Raw genomic sequence first — 19,610 nt, 5'->3', positions numbered from 1 at the left:
TTAAGAAGTATAAACAAATAGGGGGACAGGCCCCTGTTTTTCAGGTAAACCTGTCCTGCCTTGTAATTCAGGGCTATGTTTAGAGCCCGATATTTTTTATTCTGGGTCAACTTTAGAATCGAAGTTTTGCTTTCCGTCTTCATATTTAAGGATCGATGCGGATTTAATCGGATCGTGATGATCATTCAAGGTAATGCTTCCTGAAACAAGTGCAAGATCCTTTGTTTCTGCTAAAGCTTCCTTGATTTTTTCAGGGTCTGTACTGCCTGCGCGCTCGATAGCGTCAGCAATCATGTACCCTGTGTCATAACCAAGAGCAGCAAAACCGTCTGGAGTAGCCTTATATTCCGCTTCATATGCTTTTACGAATTTCTGGATCTTTTCGTCAGGATCAGCTGCTGAATAGTGGTTTGTGATAAACGTATTGTTCAATGCGTCTCCACCGGCAATTTCAACAAGCTTCGGAGAATCCCAGCCGTCTCCACCCATGATCGGCACATCAATACCAGCTTCGCGGGCTTGTTTAACAATTAAGCCTACTTCTTCATAATAACCAGGCAGGAAGATGAAATCCGGCTTAGCCGATTTGATACGTGTAAGCGTCGCACGGAAATCTGTATCCTTCGCTACATATGCTTCTTCAGCTACAATTTTTCCGCCGGCTTTTGTATACGATTCTTCAAAGGCTTTAGCCAAACCTTTTGAATAGTCACTTGCAGTATCAATAAATATCGCTGCTTTTTTCGATTGGAACTTGCTTTGAGCAAAGTTAGCCGCTACTGTTCCTTGGAATGGATCGATAAAGCATGTTCTAAACACAAAATCATTTACTGCATCACCTTTACCCGTAATATCAGGGTTAGTTCCTGTAGGAGTAATTAGTGGAATCTTCTGATCTGTGGCGATTTGCACCTGAGCCAATGTGTTTGTACTGGTAGCGGCTCCGACCATAACCGCAACCTTGTCCTGTGTAGCAAGCTTCAATGCCCCTTGGGTAGCCTCTGCCGCATCAGACTTATTATCGACTTTGACTAATTCCAATTTCTTACCGTCAATGCCTTTTTTATTGATTTCATCAAAAGCTAGTTCAAGACCTTGCACCCCAGATTGTCCATAAGAAGCAACACCGCCGGACAATTCCATGTTCGCACCAATCTTGATCGTATCTCCGCCGCCTCCTGATCCACCACTGCTCTCAGAACCACCGCAACCAGCCAGAAGCAGTGTTGCACTCAATGATAGTGATAGTAAAAGGCCACCCTTTTTTCTTTTCTTCATTCAATTTTCCCCCTATTACTCTTCGTTTTTTCTTGCATATTCTCCTAAACTTTGTATTTCTACTATAGAAGATATGCAGACCCGAAATGAATAATTAATATTGAAAATAAAAATAATATTCTGAAAAATAGTTTACCTTATTTTCCCCGAACCGTCTATATATTATTTGCAGAATATTATATTAAAATTAAAATTTTTTGACAAAAGGATGAAGTTTTAGTAGATTAACGCGTGAAAATATTATACTTATCTTTGAAATAAGCGAGATTAAGAATAATGAGGATTTTTTGGGGAATTTAGCGAGAAGTTGGAGTCCAAAAATCCAGATGAAAATTATTTAAATAAAGTCTTGTATAAAAAAATCCCTCTACATCCGTATTTTTCAAACACGGATGCAGGGGATTGGACTCGAATGCTTTATCACAGTTAAGATTACTAAATCAGTTGAACATTTCCAAAATGGCCTTTGATTCCATCCTTACACACAGCCTGTCTATGACTGTTATGGGATCTATATTCTCCATAAAGGCTTGGACGTTTTTACGAATGTCAGCGACGGTATGGTAGAAAACATTATTTATGATTATTTTGATTGTCCTGGTAACTGTATTATCAACTTAATGCGTCTCGCCGCCAACCTCCACAATATCTTTTTCATGGCTTAATGCCGCTTCAATCGCCAGCTCGATCCCTTTAACAATTGTATCAAGAGACATACTAGGTTGGCCCGGATGTGCCGCTGCCTGTTCAGGAAGGAACGGTATATGGATAAAACCGCCCCTTACATTATGCCTTCCTTTTTCCAGCAAGTGCATAAGCCCGTAAAAAATATGGTTGCAAACAAATGTGCCGGCTGTTTGGGAAACAGAGGCAGGAACACCGTTCTCCCGCATATTTTTTACGATGGCCTTGATTGGCAAGGTTGACCAGTAAGCAGCCGGGCCGTCTTCCATAACGGGGGTATCGATCGGCTGCTGATGTTTGTTATCTGCAATTCTCGCATCATTAACATTGATAGCCACTCGTTCAACAGTAATATCAGGGCGTCCGCCTGCCTGGCCCACAGAGATCACGAGTTCAGGGTTTATTTCTTCCAGACATTCCTGCAGAACAGCAATCGATTCATCGAACACAGTTGGGATGCGGCGCGAGACGATTGTGTAATCACCGACCGCTTTTCCGTCCAACTTCATAACAGCTTCGAGTGCCGGATTGGTCTCTTCTCCTCCAAAAGGTTCAAAACCAGTTAGTAAAATTTTCGCGATTATTACCTCTCCTCTATGATTATATTAGAAACGATAAACAAGGAAATACATTAACATCATATTAATGACAAACACCGGAATGGCTATTGGCAGCTGCGCTTTAATGACAGCATTCTTATCCTTCAGCTCCAGCAGCATCGCGGGAACGATATTAAAATTCGCTGCCATTGGAGTCATCAGCGTGCCACAATAACCTGCAAACATACCAAGCGCTGCCATGATTGCCGGGTTTCCACCGTGCATCTCGACGATCAGCGGAAGACCGATTCCACCCGTTATTACCGCAAACGCGGCAAAAGCGTTCCCCATGATTATCGTAAACAGCATCATGCCTAAGCAATAGGCTGCTACGGCTACGAATGCATAGTTTGTCGGCAGAAAATCCCCGACAATGCCGGAAACAACATCTCCTACACCTGATTTGGCAAAAATTCCGCCAAGTGCCGCAAGCATCTGTGGAAGTATAACAGCCCATCCGACGGCCTGAAGCAGGCGACTCCCTTCATTAACCGGGACTGTCGCTTTTGCGCGGGTTATACGCTGCGCTGCTACAAAGGCGATAATGGTTGCAAGTCCAAGAGCAATTAATGTCACCTGTTCAGGATCCACCAGTCGGACCGAGCCGAATTTAATTTTTCCAAGTGTAAGAGTTCCGATAATGGTTAGAACCGGAATCAGCACTGCCGGAAGGAATATTTTATTCCTTAGACGTTCTGCGTGTCCTTCACGTTCACTTGAATCTGTTTCTTTTTCGTTAGACTTTGTAACTTTTCCAAAAGAAGCAATCCCCACCATGATCAGCACCAGGTAACCCACGTATAGGGGCGGTATTTGCTTGCCAAACAAGAATGTTATCGCGAATATGCCCCAGAAAAGGCTGGACCCCACTCGATTCGGGTGGTTTTTATCAAGTGCTACCCTGATGGCTACGAAGGCCACAATAATGCCAAGAAGGTAGTAGAGTGTCTCAAGAGTGATTAATTGCATTATAGCATCTCCCCTTTTGTAGTAGTTTCTTGTGGGGGAGTTGTTCCGACCGTGGCGGATGCATCTCTTGCGATCCGTTTATCGAGTCTATTGAAGCGGAACCAACCGACAAATAAAGCAGCCAATGCGGTAGGGATTCCCCATAACGCCATATCCCAAACGCCAACATCCATGCCAACTGAATCAAAAAACCCTTTCATAAGCAAAATAGCACCAGTAGCAATGAAAATGTCTTCACCAAAAAACCATCCAGTGTTTTCCGCTGCAGCAGCATGGGCTTTTATGTCACTTCTGGTCTTTTCAGAAAGTTCCCCATACCTTGCTGCAGCCGCTCCCTCTGCCATCGGAGCGACCAGCGGCCGTACAGTCTGCGGATGACCGCCAATATTAAGTCCAATCGCGGCTGATCCTTCACGGATAAATAAATATGTAAGCAGAACTCGGCCGGTTGTCGCGTTCTTTGCCTTTTTTATCAATGTTTCTGCTCTCTCCTTAAGACCATAACGCTCCAAGATGCCTATTACAGGCAATGTCAAAATGATTGGCAGCGACATATACCGATTTTCAATAAAGAATTCTCCGAATAAAGATATAATTTCATTAAAAGATAGACCAGATACTAGTCCCGTGACTATTCCAGCAACCATAACAACGAGCAGCGTATTGAATCGAAAAGCAAATCCAAGCGCTACAACCAAGATACCAATTAATTTAATCAATTCCCTGCGCCCCCTTTGTCTCTCACTATATTATAAAAATATTTAGCTATAACTCTTTTTATCTATTATTAAATACAACACATCCTTCCGATTGACTAATTAGATTATTCCGAAAAAATACTTATTAGTATATAATAAATTGGAGTGAATAATAATACAAGAAGAAAAATGAGATTTGTAATAATATTTTTAGTAATATCACCATTTCTACAAATGAAAGCCAACAACTGATGGTCTGTATGCCATTTCATGTTGATATCAAGTTGTATTTTCATACAAACAGTAGAATATATCATTACAGCGCTGATTTAATATAAAAACTCAGGCCGGTTTATGGCCTGAGTTTTGCTGTAACTTTCTATTTTTCGTCACTCACCCGCATGATCGGGATATCTTTTAAAATCTCGCGAACCACCCAGCTTGCAGCTATCAATCCGGCCACGGACGGGACGAAGGCGTTAGAGGAAGGCGGCATTTGCGCTTTCCGGATCTTTGCCGCGTCGTTGCCGACCTCTTTGCGCACATCTTCCCTGATTACGATCGGACTTTCATCCGAGAATATGACTGGAAGACCTTTTGTTATCCCTTCCTTACGTAATCTCTTACGCATGACCTTCGCAACCGGGTCGGTATGCGTCTTTGAAATATCATCAATCATGAACCGGGTCGGATCCATTTTATTAGCCGCTCCCATGCTTGAGATAATTGGAATGTTCCGCTTCAGGCATTCCTTCGCTAAATGGATTTTATAGACGATCGTATCCGATGCATCAATGACATAATCGACGCCGTAACTGAAAAACTCCTCATACGTTTCTTCTGTATAGAACATTTTTAACGAAATCACTTCACACTCTGGATTAATATCCTGTATCCGTTCCTTCATCAAATCGGCTTTAAACTGGCCGACAGTCGATAACAACGCATGAAGCTGCCGATTCACATTCGTGATATCCACATCATCCTTATCCACCAAAACAAGACGGCCCACGCCCGAACGCGCAAGCGCCTCCACCGCGAAAGTGCCCACACCGCCAATACCGAGTATCGCCACCGTTGTATTTTTTAATAACTCAAGTCCTTCTTTCCCAATCGCCAATTCATTACGCGAAAACTGGTGCAACATTCATAACCAACTCCAATAAAATCTCTTTATCTTTAGAATTCCCAAACATGAATATAACATAAACATTTTGGAAATTGATACTTTTTGAACGGTTCAATTATTGGGATTGCTTTTGGAATCAAGGGTTGGCTACAAAACTCCTCGCACTGACTACAAACTGCTGAAAATCGGCTACAAAGATGAAAATTTCGCTCTGAAATATTGAACTGGCTACAAAATTGAATTTCTCGCTACAAAACTAATCAAACTGGCTGATAATTGGTCATCAGTTTCTTCTTTGACAGATAGCGTCTTTACACATTTGATCTTTTTGGCAAATAAATAGACAGTAGGATTTTAATCCAACTGTCTTGTTATAGAGATATTAATATATTAAAAATTGCTTCATTTCCGCTTCGCTTAAATCTTTTGGTTCAACGCCTTTTTTCTTACAGTATTCTCCTAATGCTCGAATCTTCACCTTTGGTGCGTCTGGATCCGATGGGAATGTGTATACGCCATCGGGAAAAGCATCCTCAAATTTTTCAATTTGTTCACGTAACATGGAATCACTCCTTGTTATAGTGTTCCCGATTTCCGTTTAACTACATAACTCAAGCCAAGTAAAAATGCGTCATTAAAAGGAAAAAACTTATGCTCACTTTAGTAACCATTTTTCCAACACACCCTATCTCAATAGAATATTGTTGCCTTCATCGTTACAATTTAAAGGTAGCATATATTTGTTAACCTAATGATAAAGGATCATGAAAATTGAGTAAATTCGCACCCATTTCTGTCTATCGACTGACGTTTAATCTCAACTTTTCTTGATATAAACGGAAAATTCGCCCATTCAAACGAAAAGCCTGGTCATTCAAACGATACATCCACCGATTCAAACGAAACTCCAAATGCCATTAACTAACCGCGCCGCGACACAAATCATCCAAAAAACAAATCTACAATATTACCCGCTTTAGAGGATTGCTTGTTGTAAAGCTCTGAATACCCGCAATTCGTACAGTAAACAACAGTAAAATGGTTATGCTGTACATCCAATAACTTCGAAAATCCTGTACCTGATGTTGCTATTTCTTTTGTTTTGGCTTCTGTATGGCCACACTTCATGCATCCTTTTTCACTCATTAATCTCACTCTTTTCTTTTTTATATAATTATAACGAATTCAAGGTAAAAAGGTTTCAATTTTTCCAAATTTTAGACCATTTTTCATAAAAGAGAAAAAGAGCTGCCGAAGCAACTCAACAACGTAACCAACCGTGAAAAATAAGTAAACCGCTTTGCAATTGATTGGCAAGCGATTAACCGACTCTTTAGAATCATTGCCCGAAAGCATAGCATGTACCTTTGACTTTATACCCCTGCTTTTACGGACAATCTCCTCAGTTTGCAATCAATTATATGTATATATTCCTGCAATTAATCCAGAACGTTTGAGATGATTTTTTGCACCTCATTTATTTTCAATTTTGAAATTTGGGCTGACTTCAAAGAATCAGAAAAATACGCAATGTAGGATTCACCCATCGACTCAATTTTAATGATGTGTTTCAAATTTACGATAAAAGAGCGATGTGTTTTATAAAAATAAGAATCTAATTTATTCTCAAGTACCTGAAGAGCCTCATTTATTTCGTAGCAGTCTGTCTGTGTATGGATGATCGTTTTACGGCCTGCTTTTTCAATAAATAAGATATCCTTCATTGGCAAATAGAGGTATGAATTGCTTGTTTTAAGAGATAACTTTTTGACGGCTTCATTCGATACCGTTTTTTCTGTATCTATGTTACTATTCATTACTTTTTTAGCCTTTTCAAGTGCTATATACAGCCTGCTTCTTTCTATTGGTTTTACCAAATAATCAATAGCGGATAAATTGAAGGCCTCCACGGCAAATTCATCATATCCTGTAGTGAAAATCACATAAAGAAAAGGGAGGATCTCCTTGCATGTCCTTACGGCTTCCAATCCAGTCAAACCTGGCATATTGATATCTACCAGGGCTAAGTCAGGCTTTTTGTCCATGACCTTTTGAACCAATTCATCCCCAGTAGATGCCTCGCCTATGATCAGTAAATTGGAATCCATTTCTAAGAAATGGCGGAGAAGGGATCTGGATGTGTCGTCGTCATCTGCTATAATAATTCTAAGTTGCTTCATCGGTTAACCGCCTCCCCAAATAAACATCGATAATTAGAGAAATGTAATATAGACTACTTATAAACTATCTATTTAACTCACACAATAGGACGATCGGCTTATTTTTTTCCAAACAATTCCTTCCCTAAAATATCAGAAAGCTGGATAATCTCAAATATCTCTTCTACTTGCGGCTGAATTTCGGAAACCGTGATTACCAAATTTTCCTTGTCTTTTTTTAATGAGTCAATTAAATTGATTAATAGTCCGATGCCAGTGGAGTCGACAAAAGGAACTTCTGAAAGGTTAATATCGATATTATCCAAGATCACTAGGGAAGGAAATATTTGCTCTTCCATTATTTCAGTTACTTCGATATCTAAATCGCCTTGAAAATAAATAGTCGCTTGATTTTCACTTGCTTTTTCCAAATCAAATGTAAACATGGATTTTCTTCTCCTTAAAAAATTATTCTACCGTTATTATCCAGTAAAGCTTCTATATTTTTCGAATCCTGATTGAATGTATGTTTAGCATTCCCGATTTGAATAATAGTGCCCTCTCGGGACAAATCTATTTTTATCTTTTGATCATGAGGAACGATGATATGACTCGAGATCCCTGCTTCGGATCCAGCCTCTTTTATATATGCACCCATTTTCCCATACACTTCTCCACCGCGCAAAATGCCGTCTATTTTCAGTACGCCTCCTGAGTGGATTTTGGTATTGTAACAACCCTGTCCCGTTATTGTTACATTTCCGCTGCTATGTATGGAACTGTTTATTGCATATTTCAATTCAATGGAACAATCCTCATCATCCGGAATCTGATTTTTAGCCATTTGCTTTTTAAGCAAATCATTCAAATATCTCATTTGTTCCAGATTATGCCACTGATTAGGCACCGAAGAGAGAAAACAAAGGCGCAACTGCTCCCCTAAATCAAGAAAATCGGATTCTATTAGCTGTTTTTCACTATTGCAAAGCTCTACATATCGCTTAACTGATTTTGGGAAATTGTTGAATTTCTGTCCTAATAATAGTTTAATTAACGGCAGTAACCCTTTTCGTTCATAATCCGTTAATTTAAATGCTGGTGCTTCTAATAATTGTTCCATCGACAATATTATCTTGTGGATTTCATGATGAATCATTTGCAGCTGGTCCATTAATTCTGATATAACGAAGTTGTTTTTTCCCGCAGACAGAACGCTGCCAATCACATTATTCTCGATGGTAATCGAACTTTTTGACGTGACGGTTGCCCTATTGATATTTTTTGTGACCCATATATTGCCGTCTGCTTCTACAGTCATATTCTCTTCTATATTGCCCAGTACATCAATATCGCCTTTGAAATGTATATTTCCTGTCGTGATATTTACGTCACCATTATGGACTAGTTTTTGTATAATCGAAACCTTAACCAGTTGACCCTTTGTCTCGATTTTTGGTCGTCCTTTTTCTGTCGCGACAATTTTTGTTCCATCTTCAATGATTGCGATCCCTTTGCCTGGATTGATGATAATGGGATTTACTTGTTTAGCCGGGAGTGGTTCATTGGTTACTGTTATTCCAGGAATGCCAGGGACGGGCGGTTTCACCACTGCAATTACCTGCCCTTGATTCACTGTAGGGACATGATTGATTTCTCTATAATCAACCGTTCCGTCCGCTCTTTTCTTTGGGTGATTATCTTTTTTTCTGATATCTACTATAACTTCCAGATTGCCAGCTTTACCCTCTTGGGCTTTTACCCCGCTTGCAATAACAAATTCTCCTGCTTCTGTTGCATTGATCGCCGCCATCATTTCATTATGGTTAAAACCATGAATGACGTGTAACGATTCAAGCTTTTGAATGATATCTTTGTATTCAAGTTCATTTTGGATTTCAATACATTCCTCAGCCTTTATCTCGAGATGTTCCTTAGGTTCTGAATCTTTCACTTTTCGGATAAGCTTTTTACCTGGTTCAATGTGCAAAATGGCATGTAGTTTGGCATCGTCTAATTTCACATCCCATTTTGTTCCTATTGTTTCATCCTGAACCTGGGTTGCAAATATGTCATTCATTGTAACAACAGTAGTGCCTTTAACGACCTCGTTATTTTTATAAAGAATGATTCCTTCCCCAACCGAAATAGTGGGATAATTAAACTCGGTAGGTTTGCCAAGGATCACTCCATTTTTTACCCAGACTTTCCCTTCTGAGTCTGTTTCACTCATTAATGCAGCCGTCCTGATTTCGTTTTCCTTTTCAAACTTTAGAGCGGGCTGTAGCGCCTCCTCATTGAGTATACGATCAATATCTGCTTGATTTGGAGATGGGTGTCTGTCACCAGCTTCATTGTGAACTGAAAGCTTAACGATTGCCGGCTTTGCACGGAATAAGCCTTTGGTTTCTTGTTGGATTACTTCTATGGAAACCGCCTCGCGAGCCACTCCCAATATCGTTAACCCAAGGGAGATCGCTTCTTCAATATCTTTCCCTTTTGATACCACCGATTGAACCATATCCATCTACTCCTCTGTAATCATAACCGGAGAATTAAAACTCGATACATCACTTTTTTCTTTCTGTATTTTCAACAAAACCATTGTAATGTCATCTTTTTGCTGAGTGCCGTCGGCAAACTCCTGCAACGAACTCATCACAGATTGCTCAAGTTCCCCAACGTCTTTATTTACATTCTTCATTAAAGTTTCTTCGAGGCGTTTAGATCCAAATTGCTTTCCTTCTGTATTAACGGCTTCGATAATCCCATCCGTATAAAAGAAAACAGTGTCCTGGTCTTCTAATTCAACAAAGCCCTCTTCATAAACCTGATTTTTGAGCCCTCCAACCATTATTCCCGTCACCTTTGGCAGCTCGCGAATCACTTGTTCGCGTCCTTTAATATGGAGGGGGGGACAATGCCCCGCACTTGAGTAAGTCAGCGTCTTTGTACAAGGATCCCAATCTGCACAGAATAAAGTGACGAATGATTTCAAAGCCCGCAAATCATTATAAATCGCATTATTCATGGCAGTCAGGGTTTCTCCCGGGCCTTTTGTACTTTCCGATGCGCTCCGAAAAGCTCCGCGTGTCAAAATCATTAGCATCGCAGCAGGTATGCCCTTACCCATCACATCGCCTATCACAATTCGAAGTTTCCCATTCACTAGAGGATAAAAGTCATAATAGTCTCCGCCTATTAATCTCGCAGGAACAGAGGTCCCTTTTATTTCCCCTCCATCCAGTTTAGGTGTTGGGCCGTTGAGTAATTGAGTTTGAATATTCTTGGCTAAATTAATCTCGCGCTTTAAGGTTTTATCCATAATTTCCGAGTCCCCCGCACCTTGATCTTTCCCCTTTGGTTCCTGGTGCATAAACGTTAAACCATTTAAGAACATCAATTAACCTCCCCTTGAACAGCCTCTAATATGTTAAAAAGTCCAACTGTCTCAAAGATTTCATATGTGGCTTCATTAAGGCCATGAAATTGGATGTTAAACTTTCCTTCTTGAGATAGGTAAATTGCTTCGATAATGGTTCCGATTCCAGTAGAATCAATGAATTCTAAATTTGAAAAATCAAAGATTAATGTGTCGATTTCATCACTGATTTCTAAGTAAGGCTGGATCACATTCGTTGTCGATATATCTAAATATCCTGTAACCTTCAAGATAATGGTTGACCCTTGCGTTTCCTTTTCTACAATTAATGACATAGCCCTCTCCTCAAAGTTTGAATTTACCCATAGAATCAAGCAAAATATTCGATATATTCGAAAGCTCACTAGATTGTAGGTGCAAAGATTGTAGTAAGTCTGAAAGCGTGATCGTAATATTTGTCGTAGAAACTGTTCGCTCATTAGCTAAATCTCTCATGACTTCAATTTCGTTAATCAATTTTTGGTCATCTTCATTTTGATTATTAGTTTTTAAAACATCTGCCAGTCTATCTAAGAACTGCGTGATTTCATATAGTTGATCTCTTGATTTCATAGTCGCTTCTGTTGATAGTTCATACATTTTCTCAACAGATTGAGATGATTCTGCTTCAAGGAGTAATGCTAACTTTTGAATTCTAGTGGCTTGTTCTTGCGTTTCCTTTACCAGTGTATTTAAGCCATCTGCCATGCGATTTGTACTCTCTGAAAGATTGCCTAACTCAGTTTGGTCGTTCACATCACTTTTGGATGTTAAATCCCCAGCTTCCATAGATTTTATTTGGTTCCTAATCTTTTGGATATTTTCGTAAATCTTATTAAAAAATCGAGCTGTTAATAGGAATAGAACGATTAAGGAAACTAACCCCGAGATAATTAAAACAATGGAATGACGATAAAGGGGATCTGTCATAGCTTTGTAATCAAGTGCCATGAAAATAACTTTTTTATTGTCTATTGGTAAGAAAATTTTCAATACTTTTTCGCCTTTTACTTCTTGTACATAGCTGGCTTTTTTAGGTTTTTCCGCCATACTCTTGAGCGATTGGACGTCTTTCTTACTTTTATATTGATAATCACCATAAACCACTTTTTTCATTGGAGGCCAAAATTGTTTTTCCATTTCCGGATTTTTAAACACCATTGGATCCAAAACGGCTATTTCCTTAATAAAGTGGTTTTCCTCTTCCATTTTTTTCACCCATGAATCCGGACCCACTTTTTGAGTGAATTGATAGACTTCATCGGCTTCAATATATGGATTGACTATATAATCTGTTCCCTCAACATGGTAGTAAGCATATTTAAAAAATACCGGCTTATCCTTATGCATTCCCGATTGCATAATTGGGAGAACTAACATACCTTTTTCCGTATATGCCCCTGGCATATTCGGTTCTTTTCCTTTAAGCATTGCATCAGATGCCTGGTAAACGACATCGCCAAAATTTTTGGCACTAAAACCGATTTCCTTAGGATCTGTGGCTTTGACAGCAACTATATCATTACCCGTGCTCTTAAACACAGTTAAACCAGATAGATTTAACTTTTCCTTGATTTCCACGAGCTCCTGCGTCGTTATATCTTTTGTTTCCTTGTTTTGCAGCAGGTCACCTATGGATTTGGCATAACCAATCATTTTTAAATCTATTTGTTGTTCAATAGCATTTGATGCTAAATCTGTTTCTTGAATTCCTTGTTCAATACTATTAGCAATAATTGAAGATTGAGTTCGAATTTCATAGTCTACTTGTTGATTCATAAAGTACAATTGTATTCCACCGGATATGAAAGCAATAAAAAACAATGTTATTAATATCCAGGTTAAGAATTTTTTCCGTAACGTTTTTTGTTTCTGCAACTTTTTCTTCCTCCTTCATACAATTCTATTTTTTAATGCCTAATGCCATTTGGCGAAGCGACACTTTATCAATCTTGCCCTGACTAGTTGGTATTTCATCAATGAAATGAATTTGATCAGGAACTTTATATCTCGCAATCTTATCATCACAAAATTGATAGAGTTCTTTTACGTCCATCTCAATTTCGGCGACTATAAACGCAACGACTTGTTCACCGAATATAGGGTGTGGGGCTCCTATCACGACCGCTTTTTGAACATTCGGATGTTCTGCCAATAATGTCTCAATCTCCCCGGGAATCACCTGTTGACCGCCTTTTTTGATCATATCCTTTTTTCGGCCGATAATTTCAAATTTCCCATTCTCATTCAAATTAGCTAAATCACCTGAATAAAACCAGCCATCCAAGTAAACCTCTTCGGTAAGATCAGGTCTTTTATAATATCCATAAAAGTCGAGGCCATTTCTAAACAGGAGTTCTCCAGATCCATCCTCTGTTTGTCCCTCGAATTTGTATTCCACACCCGGTAATAGGGACCAACTTAATCCATCGCGAATATCATGGTCCGTATAGAGCATACAACCCATTTCTGAGGTGCCATAAAATCCCGTAATCTTGGTTTTCATATCTGCTACAGATTCAATGAAACTAGCAGTAATTGGCTCCCCTGCAAGAGATACTAAAGTTAAAGGTTCTAATACGTTATTATCTGATGTTTTTGAAAACAAGCGTAGGGCATTAAATAATGATGGCGTGGTAATTAATTTTTGGCATGGCTTTTCCTTCAGAAGTTCTATAATCTCAGGAAAACTAAAGGATTCTGTAGCTACCATATGGTATTGGGCATGCAGGCTTGATAATAACCAGCAAAGTCCAAAAAGATTGGAAGAGGGAGCTATTAAAAACAGTTTGTCTTGGCTCGTTACTTCACCGATAAAACTATACTGTTTGATCGCCTCTATCATTGTATCTAAACTAGAAACAATCCCTTTTGGAGTGCCGGTACTTCCGGAAGTACAGCCGATGATTTGTATATCTTCATTCTCCAACTGCCTTTTTTCTCCAGTTAGAATGGTCTTTTCCCACTTCGAACCTTTATCAGATTCAAAAATCACCGTTTCTTTTCCGGTGGAAGTTCCCCAATTATTAACAGCTTCGCTTAGGTTAAACCCGTTAAATTCCTTAACCGTAAACACAACATGCGGATCTGAAAAATCCAATACTTTTTCTAAATCATTTCTTCGAAGAAGCGGACTTAAAGGGATGAGTATACCACCAAGCTTGCTTATCGCTAACACCATCGTCAAAAGACTATGGATCGTTGGGATAATTAGTGCTACCTTTTTTCCCTTTAAATCTCCCAATTGTGTTAATAGAGTGATATATCTATCCGTTTCATCCAGGATATCTTGATTGGTATATTCAACCGTTTGGGTCGATAAAATTGTTTTGTTCATATCTATTTCTTTATCAAAAACCCAATTATAAAAATTCTTCATCAAAATCCCTCCCTCGTAATCGCTTGATACAATTTTCCCACTGACTGAAAATCCTCATTATCTTGAATTGATGTTATTTCAATTCCAAACTTAACGGATATTTCAACGATCAAATTGACCATTTGTAATGAGTCAATATTTAAATCATCACGAAATGATGACTGATTTTCTATTTTTTCTAAAGGTATATTGGATGTTTCAGAAATGTGCAAACGGAATTCTTCAAAGTTCATTGTTTTCTCCTTTGTTATCAAACCAGCCAGCTGCTTTCTGACGTATCTCCGGAAGCTTATAATTACAGCAATGGCCTTCATCTTCATATTCAATTAATGTTTTTTCTACCGGTAATTGGTCAAATAATCCGTATATTTTGCTATCAGGAACCATCACATCTTTTTTTCCATGTATTAAATAAACCGGATTTCGAAATGTTAGATTCTCAAAGGATGGAAGTAGGCCGATTTCTCCTTTTTCCAGTACATAACTTGTTCTTTCCAAAAAATAGTCTGGCAATCGAATAGAATCATCTAAAAAGGCAGGAGATACCGATACCGTTTTGGAGACTTTAGCATTGCAGCTTCCATAGATGGCCCATGAAGCACCTGAACTTGTCCCAAATAGATGGATAGGTAAGCCTGTGAATGACGAGTGAGCGTAATTTATCACATTGTCTACAAATTGTTTCCAATCGTCTTTTGTCGCCTTAAATCCTTCATCAGTAAAAGTTTGTCCTTGACCTGGTCCATCAAAGCTCACGGTAATGAAGCCTGAATCCACGAAATCCATTTCATAAGTGAATAATTCCTCCTTCGCGGAATCCAAAGGGTTGATGATAATGACAACACCTTTTGGGTCCGATGGGATACGGATTCTGCCATAGCATGTCTTATCATTGACTTCTATGGTTTCATACCTTGTCCCGATACCAGAGATTTGGTCGGCAGCGCTAAATGACTGTAAACTGCTATGTAACCATTGTTGCTTTTCTTCATTGTTTTCCGGTATAAGCCACTGAGTTAATTGGTAATACAGACCAGCAATCCTGTAAATGATTTCAGCACCCTTTTTGTCGTTTCTAAGTTTCAGGTTGTTTGCATCTGCCATTTTTTGTGCAGCCAGTTCGCTCCAGGATTTCAACCAGGCTTCTTTAGTTACAAACGAAGACCTGACTTGAGTCAGATCTTCTCTGACCAATCCATGGGCCAGCCACCTATCCCAAAATCCATCCATCAGTTTTGCTATCAATAGGGTTTTATCTATCGTTGATATTTCGCGGGTCAATATATTATTGGACTGCATACAAATTCCCCTCCTTCTCCTTGGTCCTTTCAAAAGACAAGATAATGATTGAACCCGTTGAAGAAGAAAACAATGATATCTGTTTCGTCATCTTCATCATTAACGTAAAGCCTTGACCCATTGATTTTTTCGTCGAGTATCCAGCTAATAGAGTTTTTTTAGGCAAATCATCGAGAGGAAAGCCAGGACCTTTGTCTTCAATAATAAAACGGATTTCATTGCTTGTTTCATCTTCGATAATGGTCATTTTCCCTTCTTCAGCGTGTTTAATTGTATTTGTAATCGCTTCAGATAAGACTAATAGCCAGCTCATCAGATTCGGTGGCCCGTAGTTCTTTGATTCAAGGCTTTCTTTGGCAAGATTTCGGCAAACAGGTATGTCTGAACGTTCCTTGATTGTCCCTTCGCATAAAATGATGCCTTCTTTGTATCTCTGGGCTTCGTTCTCATCAATCAATAAAAACTTACCCTGGCTTGCGGCCATTATAACGTCCCGGTATACTTCCCATTTTCCTTTGTCATGATAGTTTTTTGTTTCAGAGTTGGCATTAATTTTCGGCGTATCCGTATTCAAAAAAAGATCATCTTTGTAGATTTCATAAGCTTTTAACATACTATTTTGAATGTCGGCTCTTACGTCCAGTCTTTTGATTTGATTTGGAATATCTTGTTTTTCTTCTGTCCACTTCAACATCCGTTCACTTAAGTGCAGAACCAATTCATTTGTGTTCGCTTGATCTAGATACGAGAAGGAGGATTTTGAAAAAGAATCATAAAACACCAAATCCTTATCAACTTTACCAAGATCCACATATTGACAGAGTTTTCTCGCCAGAAAACCCCGTTTGGTTCGAAACTTTAAATCTGTGTATGTTATGTCAGAAGGAAGAGACGGAATGAGTTGACTCTGTTCTTTTGATGGATCTCTTAAAACTTTATCAATAAGTCGTCTCAACTCTTCCTCCTCCTATAGGATGCCTAAAGGCGGCATTATCGTGATTTCATCAATATTGGCCCCTGTATCCTGATTAATTAAGTAGAATAGATGCTTGGCTACCGTTTCAGTCGGTATCATGTCGGAAAGGTCAGGTTTCGGTTCGATATTCTCCCAAAAACTGCTGCTTACAGCACCCGGTATAACCGAAGTGACCTGTACGCCTCTTTGCCGTAATTCCGCTTGCATCACTTTGGTTAAGCCTTGTAAACCAAACTTGGAAGCAGAATAGCCCCCACAGCCTGGCAGCGCGGTTGTTCCAGCGACGGAAACTAGATTTATGATATGACCTGTGCGCAGTTCAACCATATGTTGACCAAAATATCTGGATAACAGATAGGTTCCTCGCAAATTGACGGATATCATTTGATCAAAGTCTTCCGTTGAGGAATCTAGAACACTCCCGAATATGCCGACGCCCGCACTGTTAATTAAAGTGTCTATCTTTCCAAATGTTTCAACCGCTTGCTCGTGGAATTTTTTGACCGATTGTTCGTCTTCTACATCCAAGTGCAGTTCCAGAATATTATTACTGAAATTATTTGTATAACTGCGGCTCCCAAGAACAAGATTTGCTCCACTCTTCTTTAGCAGCCATGCCGTTTCTTTCCCAATGCCCTTGCTTGCACCTGTAATGGCTATTGTTTTGCCTTTTAATCTAGCATTCGATTCCATATGTCTACTCCTTATCGGGACCATAATATTCAAAATAATTTTTTTCTGTTTCATACAGTCCGATTTTATAGAGATTATTAAGTTTATTTGCTAACAGATCCCACATGACTACAGCTACATTTTCCGAAGTCGGATTCAACTCTTTAAATTCTTCCGTGTCCAGGTTTAAATGCTTATGGTCGAATTTCCGGATTATTTCCGCATCCACGATTCGGTCCACATCACCAAGATCGGCAATCATGCCCGTTACAGGATCCGGATTCCCACTAACCGTTACCTCCATATAGTAATTATGGCCGTGACCGTAAGGGTTATTGCACTTTCCGAAAATTTCAATATTCTCTTTCTCAGTCAATTGATCACTATGTAACCGGTGTGCTGTACTGAAATGATACTTTCTTGTTAAACGAACCATGGAAGCATCCTCCTTTTCTGAATATAGAAAATCATTTTCCCGTAAACGAATTCTATGTAAAGTGCAGTTATCAATTTTGCCATCCAACGAATCCCATAGATAAGTTGCTATATTTTCAGTAGTAGGGATTTTTTCTTCAAAATAAGGATTTTCTTTATTTAAAAACTTCCCGTCCAAATTATTGGCAACAACTGCTTTTACGACTGAATCGATTTCCGTTATATTTACAACAATCCCTGACGTGTTATCTAATTTGCCCTTCACCATGACTTCCAGGGTATAATCATGGCCGTGGCCGTTTATATTGCTGCAGGGTCCAAAGACTTTTCGATTTTCTTCTTCGCTCCAATCCTCAACGCGATAGGAATGTGCAGCGGAAAAAGTCATTTTTCGTGATAGGTATAGCATGACTGGCACCTCCTATTAATCTTTTGAAATAGCCCGGTAAAATTCTTCCGCCAAAGGAACACTCTCTTGGAATACACCTTTTTTGATGGTTGTGACCGTTGAGCTTCCTGATTTTTTAACTCCTCTTGCACACATGCAAAGGTGTTGGCCTTCGATGCTGACGATTACCCCTTGCGGATTCAGCACATTCATAACCGCATCGGCAATTTGCTGTGTCATCCTTTCTTGCACTTGGGGCCTTTTAGATGCTAATTCTACTAATCTGGCAAATTTACTTAACCCAACAACTCGCCCATTTGGAATATAACCGATATGTGCTTTACCGAAAAATGGGATAAGGTGATGTTCGCAAAAAGTGTAATATTCAATATCTTTTACAACAACCAAGCCATCATAATCCTCTGCGAAAGTTGTCGTTAAGGCCGTCTCCGGATTAATACCTACTCCTGCAAAAACTTCTTTATACATTTTGGCAACACGTTTGGGCGTGTCTAATAAACCTTCCCTTGATGGATCCTCACCGATAAGTTTCAAGATTGATTTAATATTTTCTTCTAATAATTCATGCTTTAATTCAACTGCCATTTTAAGTCCTCCAATATGCTTTAGCCGCAAAACCAGCTAAAGAGAATCTAAGTTATTTTTTATGTTAATTGAGCACGGCTTATAGTTGTTTCGGTTCTCCCAGCAAGTATCCTTGGGCGATCGGGACGTTTAATAATTTCGCCTGTGCCAAATCAATATCTCTTTCAATACCTTCCAAAATAAAAATCATATTTTCATCACAATAATCCGTGAAGAACGAAATCAGTGCCTGTTTTTCTTTGTTTGACGCTAATTCTTGTGAAAAGTACTTATCGAATTTAATATAATTGGGTTTGTATTCGACTATATTCTGCAGTGAAGCTGCCCCTTTTCCCACATCATCAAGCGCCACATAAAAGCCTTTTTCCTTTAATAATGACACTTTTTCTTTTAACTCAGGAACTTGCCAAGTATGATACTCCTCCATCGTTTCATTTATCTCAAAAACGATTCTTCCGCTTATATACGGATGCTCTTTTAGCAACTCCTCGATAAAACATTCAAATTCCGGATGAAGCAAAGAAGATGGAAAAATATTAAGGAAAAGCAATTCGGGTTTCGTCCTGAAAAGTGGGTAATTCGAAATATAGTTTTTTATTAAACATATTTCTATTTCAAATAAAGTTCCTTCTAATCTGGCCTGATGGAATAAATCTTCCGGTTTAAAAACCTCATCCAATTGAGTTCGGAGCAACCCCTCATACCCATATACCCGCCAATTAGTGATATTCCAGAGTGGTTGATATACATATTCCAGCTTATTCATATCAACTAGGTCTTTATCCTTATTTTTCATGCGACTTTTCTCACCTTCCTCTGGATTAAATTGTAAATCAAATATACCTTTATACCTATAATATTGTCTAACCCATTTTGGGCATGACACACGTTTTTCGACACCTTTAAGACATATTTCTTCGG

21 protein-coding genes are annotated in these 19,610 nt (G+C 39.0%); all 21 read right to left on the bottom strand.

The window, feature by feature from the left end:
• Positions 1 to 96: 96 nt before the first annotated feature.
• The 21 genes from LQ216_RS13345 to LQ216_RS13245 all read right to left on the bottom strand — a co-directional run bounded on the left by LQ216_RS13345 (position 97) and on the right by LQ216_RS13245 (position 19,485).
• Positions 97 to 1,278 (bottom strand): ABC transporter substrate-binding protein, encoded by a 1,182-nt coding sequence (locus LQ216_RS13345; protein WP_230129974.1) that lies wholly within the window; start codon positions 1,276 to 1,278, stop codon positions 97 to 99.
• 617 nt (positions 1,279 to 1,895) lie between these two features.
• Positions 1,896 to 2,543 (bottom strand): pyroglutamyl-peptidase I, encoded by a 648-nt coding sequence (gene pcp / locus LQ216_RS13340; RefSeq protein ID WP_230130111.1) that lies wholly within the window; start codon positions 2,541 to 2,543, stop codon positions 1,896 to 1,898.
• A 24-nt stretch (positions 2,544 to 2,567) separates the two neighbouring features.
• On the bottom strand, positions 2,568 to 3,530 hold the full coding sequence (locus LQ216_RS13335; protein WP_230129973.1) for a DUF979 domain-containing protein: 963 nt from the start codon (positions 3,528 to 3,530) through the stop codon (positions 2,568 to 2,570).
• On the bottom strand, positions 3,530 to 4,249 hold the full coding sequence (locus LQ216_RS13330; RefSeq protein WP_230129972.1) for a DUF969 domain-containing protein: 720 nt from the start codon (positions 4,247 to 4,249) through the stop codon (positions 3,530 to 3,532). Before LQ216_RS13330 ends, LQ216_RS13335 begins: the two co-directional genes overlap by 1 nt.
• Before the next feature lie 358 nt (positions 4,250 to 4,607).
• Positions 4,608 to 5,375 (bottom strand): tRNA threonylcarbamoyladenosine dehydratase, encoded by a 768-nt coding sequence (locus LQ216_RS13325; RefSeq protein WP_230129971.1) that lies wholly within the window; start codon positions 5,373 to 5,375, stop codon positions 4,608 to 4,610.
• Between the two features lie 364 nt (positions 5,376 to 5,739).
• Complete coding sequence (locus tag LQ216_RS13320) at positions 5,740 to 5,919, bottom strand: hypothetical protein (RefSeq protein WP_230129970.1); 180 nt, start codon at positions 5,917 to 5,919, stop codon at positions 5,740 to 5,742.
• A 380-nt stretch (positions 5,920 to 6,299) separates the two neighbouring features.
• Entirely contained in the window at positions 6,300 to 6,503 is a 204-nt protein-coding gene (locus LQ216_RS13315) for a zinc ribbon domain-containing protein (protein WP_230129969.1), read from the bottom strand.
• Positions 6,504 to 6,796: 293 nt separating this feature from the next.
• Positions 6,797 to 7,537, bottom strand: coding sequence for a LytTR family DNA-binding domain-containing protein (locus tag LQ216_RS13310; RefSeq protein WP_230129968.1), 741 nt, complete (start codon positions 7,535 to 7,537; stop codon positions 6,797 to 6,799).
• Positions 7,538 to 7,635: 98 nt separating this feature from the next.
• Positions 7,636 to 7,962, bottom strand: coding sequence for an STAS domain-containing protein (locus LQ216_RS13305; protein WP_230129967.1), 327 nt, complete (start codon positions 7,960 to 7,962; stop codon positions 7,636 to 7,638).
• Positions 7,963 to 7,976: 14 nt separating this feature from the next.
• A complete protein-coding gene (locus LQ216_RS13300; RefSeq protein WP_230129966.1) occupies positions 7,977 to 10,034 on the bottom strand; it encodes a flagellar assembly protein A in 2,058 nt (685 codons plus the stop codon).
• 6 nt (positions 10,035 to 10,040) lie between these two features.
• Entirely contained in the window at positions 10,041 to 10,889 is an 849-nt protein-coding gene (locus LQ216_RS13295) for a PP2C family protein-serine/threonine phosphatase (protein ID WP_230130110.1), read from the bottom strand.
• 23 nt (positions 10,890 to 10,912) lie between these two features.
• A complete protein-coding gene (locus tag LQ216_RS13290) occupies positions 10,913 to 11,230 on the bottom strand; it encodes an STAS domain-containing protein (protein WP_230129965.1) in 318 nt (105 codons plus the stop codon).
• 10 nt (positions 11,231 to 11,240) lie between these two features.
• Complete coding sequence (locus tag LQ216_RS13285) at positions 11,241 to 12,812, bottom strand: methyl-accepting chemotaxis protein (protein ID WP_230129964.1); 1,572 nt, start codon at positions 12,810 to 12,812, stop codon at positions 11,241 to 11,243.
• A gap of 25 nt (positions 12,813 to 12,837) precedes the next feature.
• Entirely contained in the window at positions 12,838 to 14,313 is a 1,476-nt protein-coding gene (locus tag LQ216_RS13280; RefSeq protein WP_230129963.1) for a class I adenylate-forming enzyme family protein, read from the bottom strand.
• Positions 14,313 to 14,546, bottom strand: a complete 234-nt coding sequence (locus tag LQ216_RS13275; protein WP_230129962.1) for a phosphopantetheine-binding protein — start codon at positions 14,544 to 14,546, stop codon at positions 14,313 to 14,315. The genes LQ216_RS13280 and LQ216_RS13275 overlap by 1 nt, the downstream gene beginning before the upstream one ends.
• On the bottom strand, positions 14,536 to 15,612 hold the full coding sequence (locus LQ216_RS13270) for an alpha/beta hydrolase (protein ID WP_230129961.1): 1,077 nt from the start codon (positions 15,610 to 15,612) through the stop codon (positions 14,536 to 14,538). The genes LQ216_RS13275 and LQ216_RS13270 overlap by 11 nt, the downstream gene beginning before the upstream one ends.
• The gene (locus LQ216_RS13265) at positions 15,599 to 16,567 is read right to left on the bottom strand and encodes an ATP-binding protein (protein ID WP_230129960.1); all 969 of its coding nucleotides are present in this window, start codon (positions 16,565 to 16,567) and stop codon (positions 15,599 to 15,601) included. The genes LQ216_RS13270 and LQ216_RS13265 overlap by 14 nt, the downstream gene beginning before the upstream one ends.
• A 12-nt stretch (positions 16,568 to 16,579) precedes the next feature.
• A complete protein-coding gene (locus LQ216_RS13260) occupies positions 16,580 to 17,281 on the bottom strand; it encodes an SDR family oxidoreductase (protein WP_230129959.1) in 702 nt (233 codons plus the stop codon).
• 4 nt (positions 17,282 to 17,285) lie between these two features.
• Complete coding sequence (locus tag LQ216_RS13255) at positions 17,286 to 18,104, bottom strand: 6-carboxytetrahydropterin synthase (protein ID WP_230129958.1); 819 nt, start codon at positions 18,102 to 18,104, stop codon at positions 17,286 to 17,288.
• A gap of 15 nt (positions 18,105 to 18,119) precedes the next feature.
• On the bottom strand, positions 18,120 to 18,689 hold the full coding sequence (gene folE, locus LQ216_RS13250) for a GTP cyclohydrolase I FolE (RefSeq protein WP_230129957.1): 570 nt from the start codon (positions 18,687 to 18,689) through the stop codon (positions 18,120 to 18,122).
• 79 nt (positions 18,690 to 18,768) lie between these two features.
• A complete protein-coding gene (locus LQ216_RS13245) occupies positions 18,769 to 19,485 on the bottom strand; it encodes an EAL domain-containing protein (protein ID WP_230129956.1) in 717 nt (238 codons plus the stop codon).
• Between the last annotated feature and the right edge of the window lie 125 nt (positions 19,486 to 19,610).

This window comes from Bacillus sp. CECT 9360, assembly GCF_918741275.1.
Classification (GTDB): Bacteria; Bacillota; Bacilli; order Bacillales; family DSM-1321; genus Peribacillus.
Note: the sequence above shows the minus strand (reverse complement) of the source record. Positions and strands in the feature narration are given on the sequence as shown.

What these genes read in the sequence shown, in the direction of transcription:
- LQ216_RS13345 (WP_230129974.1), bottom strand. Translation starts at nt 1,278, where the DNA reads ATGAAGAAAAGAAAAAAGGGTGGCCTTTTACTATCACTATCATTGAGT.
- LQ216_RS13335 (WP_230129973.1), bottom strand. Translation starts at nt 3,530, where the DNA reads ATGCAATTAATCACTCTTGAGACACTCTACTACCTTCTTGGCATTATT.
- LQ216_RS13325 (WP_230129971.1), bottom strand. Translation starts at nt 5,375, where the DNA reads ATGTTGCACCAGTTTTCGCGTAATGAATTGGCGATTGGGAAAGAAGGA.
- LQ216_RS13320 (WP_230129970.1), bottom strand. Translation starts at nt 5,919, where the DNA reads ATGTTACGTGAACAAATTGAAAAATTTGAGGATGCTTTTCCCGATGGC.
- LQ216_RS13315 (WP_230129969.1), bottom strand. Translation starts at nt 6,503, where the DNA reads ATGAGTGAAAAAGGATGCATGAAGTGTGGCCATACAGAAGCCAAAACA.
- LQ216_RS13310 (WP_230129968.1), bottom strand. Translation starts at nt 7,537, where the DNA reads ATGAAGCAACTTAGAATTATTATAGCAGATGACGACGACACATCCAGA.
- LQ216_RS13305 (WP_230129967.1), bottom strand. Translation starts at nt 7,962, where the DNA reads ATGTTTACATTTGATTTGGAAAAAGCAAGTGAAAATCAAGCGACTATT.
- LQ216_RS13300 (WP_230129966.1), bottom strand. Translation starts at nt 10,034, where the DNA reads ATGGTTCAATCGGTGGTATCAAAAGGGAAAGATATTGAAGAAGCGATC.
- LQ216_RS13295 (WP_230130110.1), bottom strand. Translation starts at nt 10,889, where the DNA reads ATGCACCAGGAACCAAAGGGGAAAGATCAAGGTGCGGGGGACTCGGAA.
- LQ216_RS13290 (WP_230129965.1), bottom strand. Translation starts at nt 11,230, where the DNA reads ATGTCATTAATTGTAGAAAAGGAAACGCAAGGGTCAACCATTATCTTG.
- LQ216_RS13280 (WP_230129963.1), bottom strand. Translation starts at nt 14,313, where the DNA reads ATGAAGAATTTTTATAATTGGGTTTTTGATAAAGAAATAGATATGAAC.
- LQ216_RS13275 (WP_230129962.1), bottom strand. Translation starts at nt 14,546, where the DNA reads ATGAACTTTGAAGAATTCCGTTTGCACATTTCTGAAACATCCAATATA.
- LQ216_RS13270 (WP_230129961.1), bottom strand. Translation starts at nt 15,612, where the DNA reads ATGCAGTCCAATAATATATTGACCCGCGAAATATCAACGATAGATAAA.
- LQ216_RS13260 (WP_230129959.1), bottom strand. Translation starts at nt 17,281, where the DNA reads ATGGAATCGAATGCTAGATTAAAAGGCAAAACAATAGCCATTACAGGT.
- LQ216_RS13255 (WP_230129958.1), bottom strand. Translation starts at nt 18,104, where the DNA reads ATGCTATACCTATCACGAAAAATGACTTTTTCCGCTGCACATTCCTAT.
- folE (WP_230129957.1), bottom strand. Translation starts at nt 18,689, where the DNA reads ATGGCAGTTGAATTAAAGCATGAATTATTAGAAGAAAATATTAAATCA.
- LQ216_RS13245 (WP_230129956.1), bottom strand. Translation starts at nt 19,485, where the DNA reads ATGAAAAATAAGGATAAAGACCTAGTTGATATGAATAAGCTGGAATAT.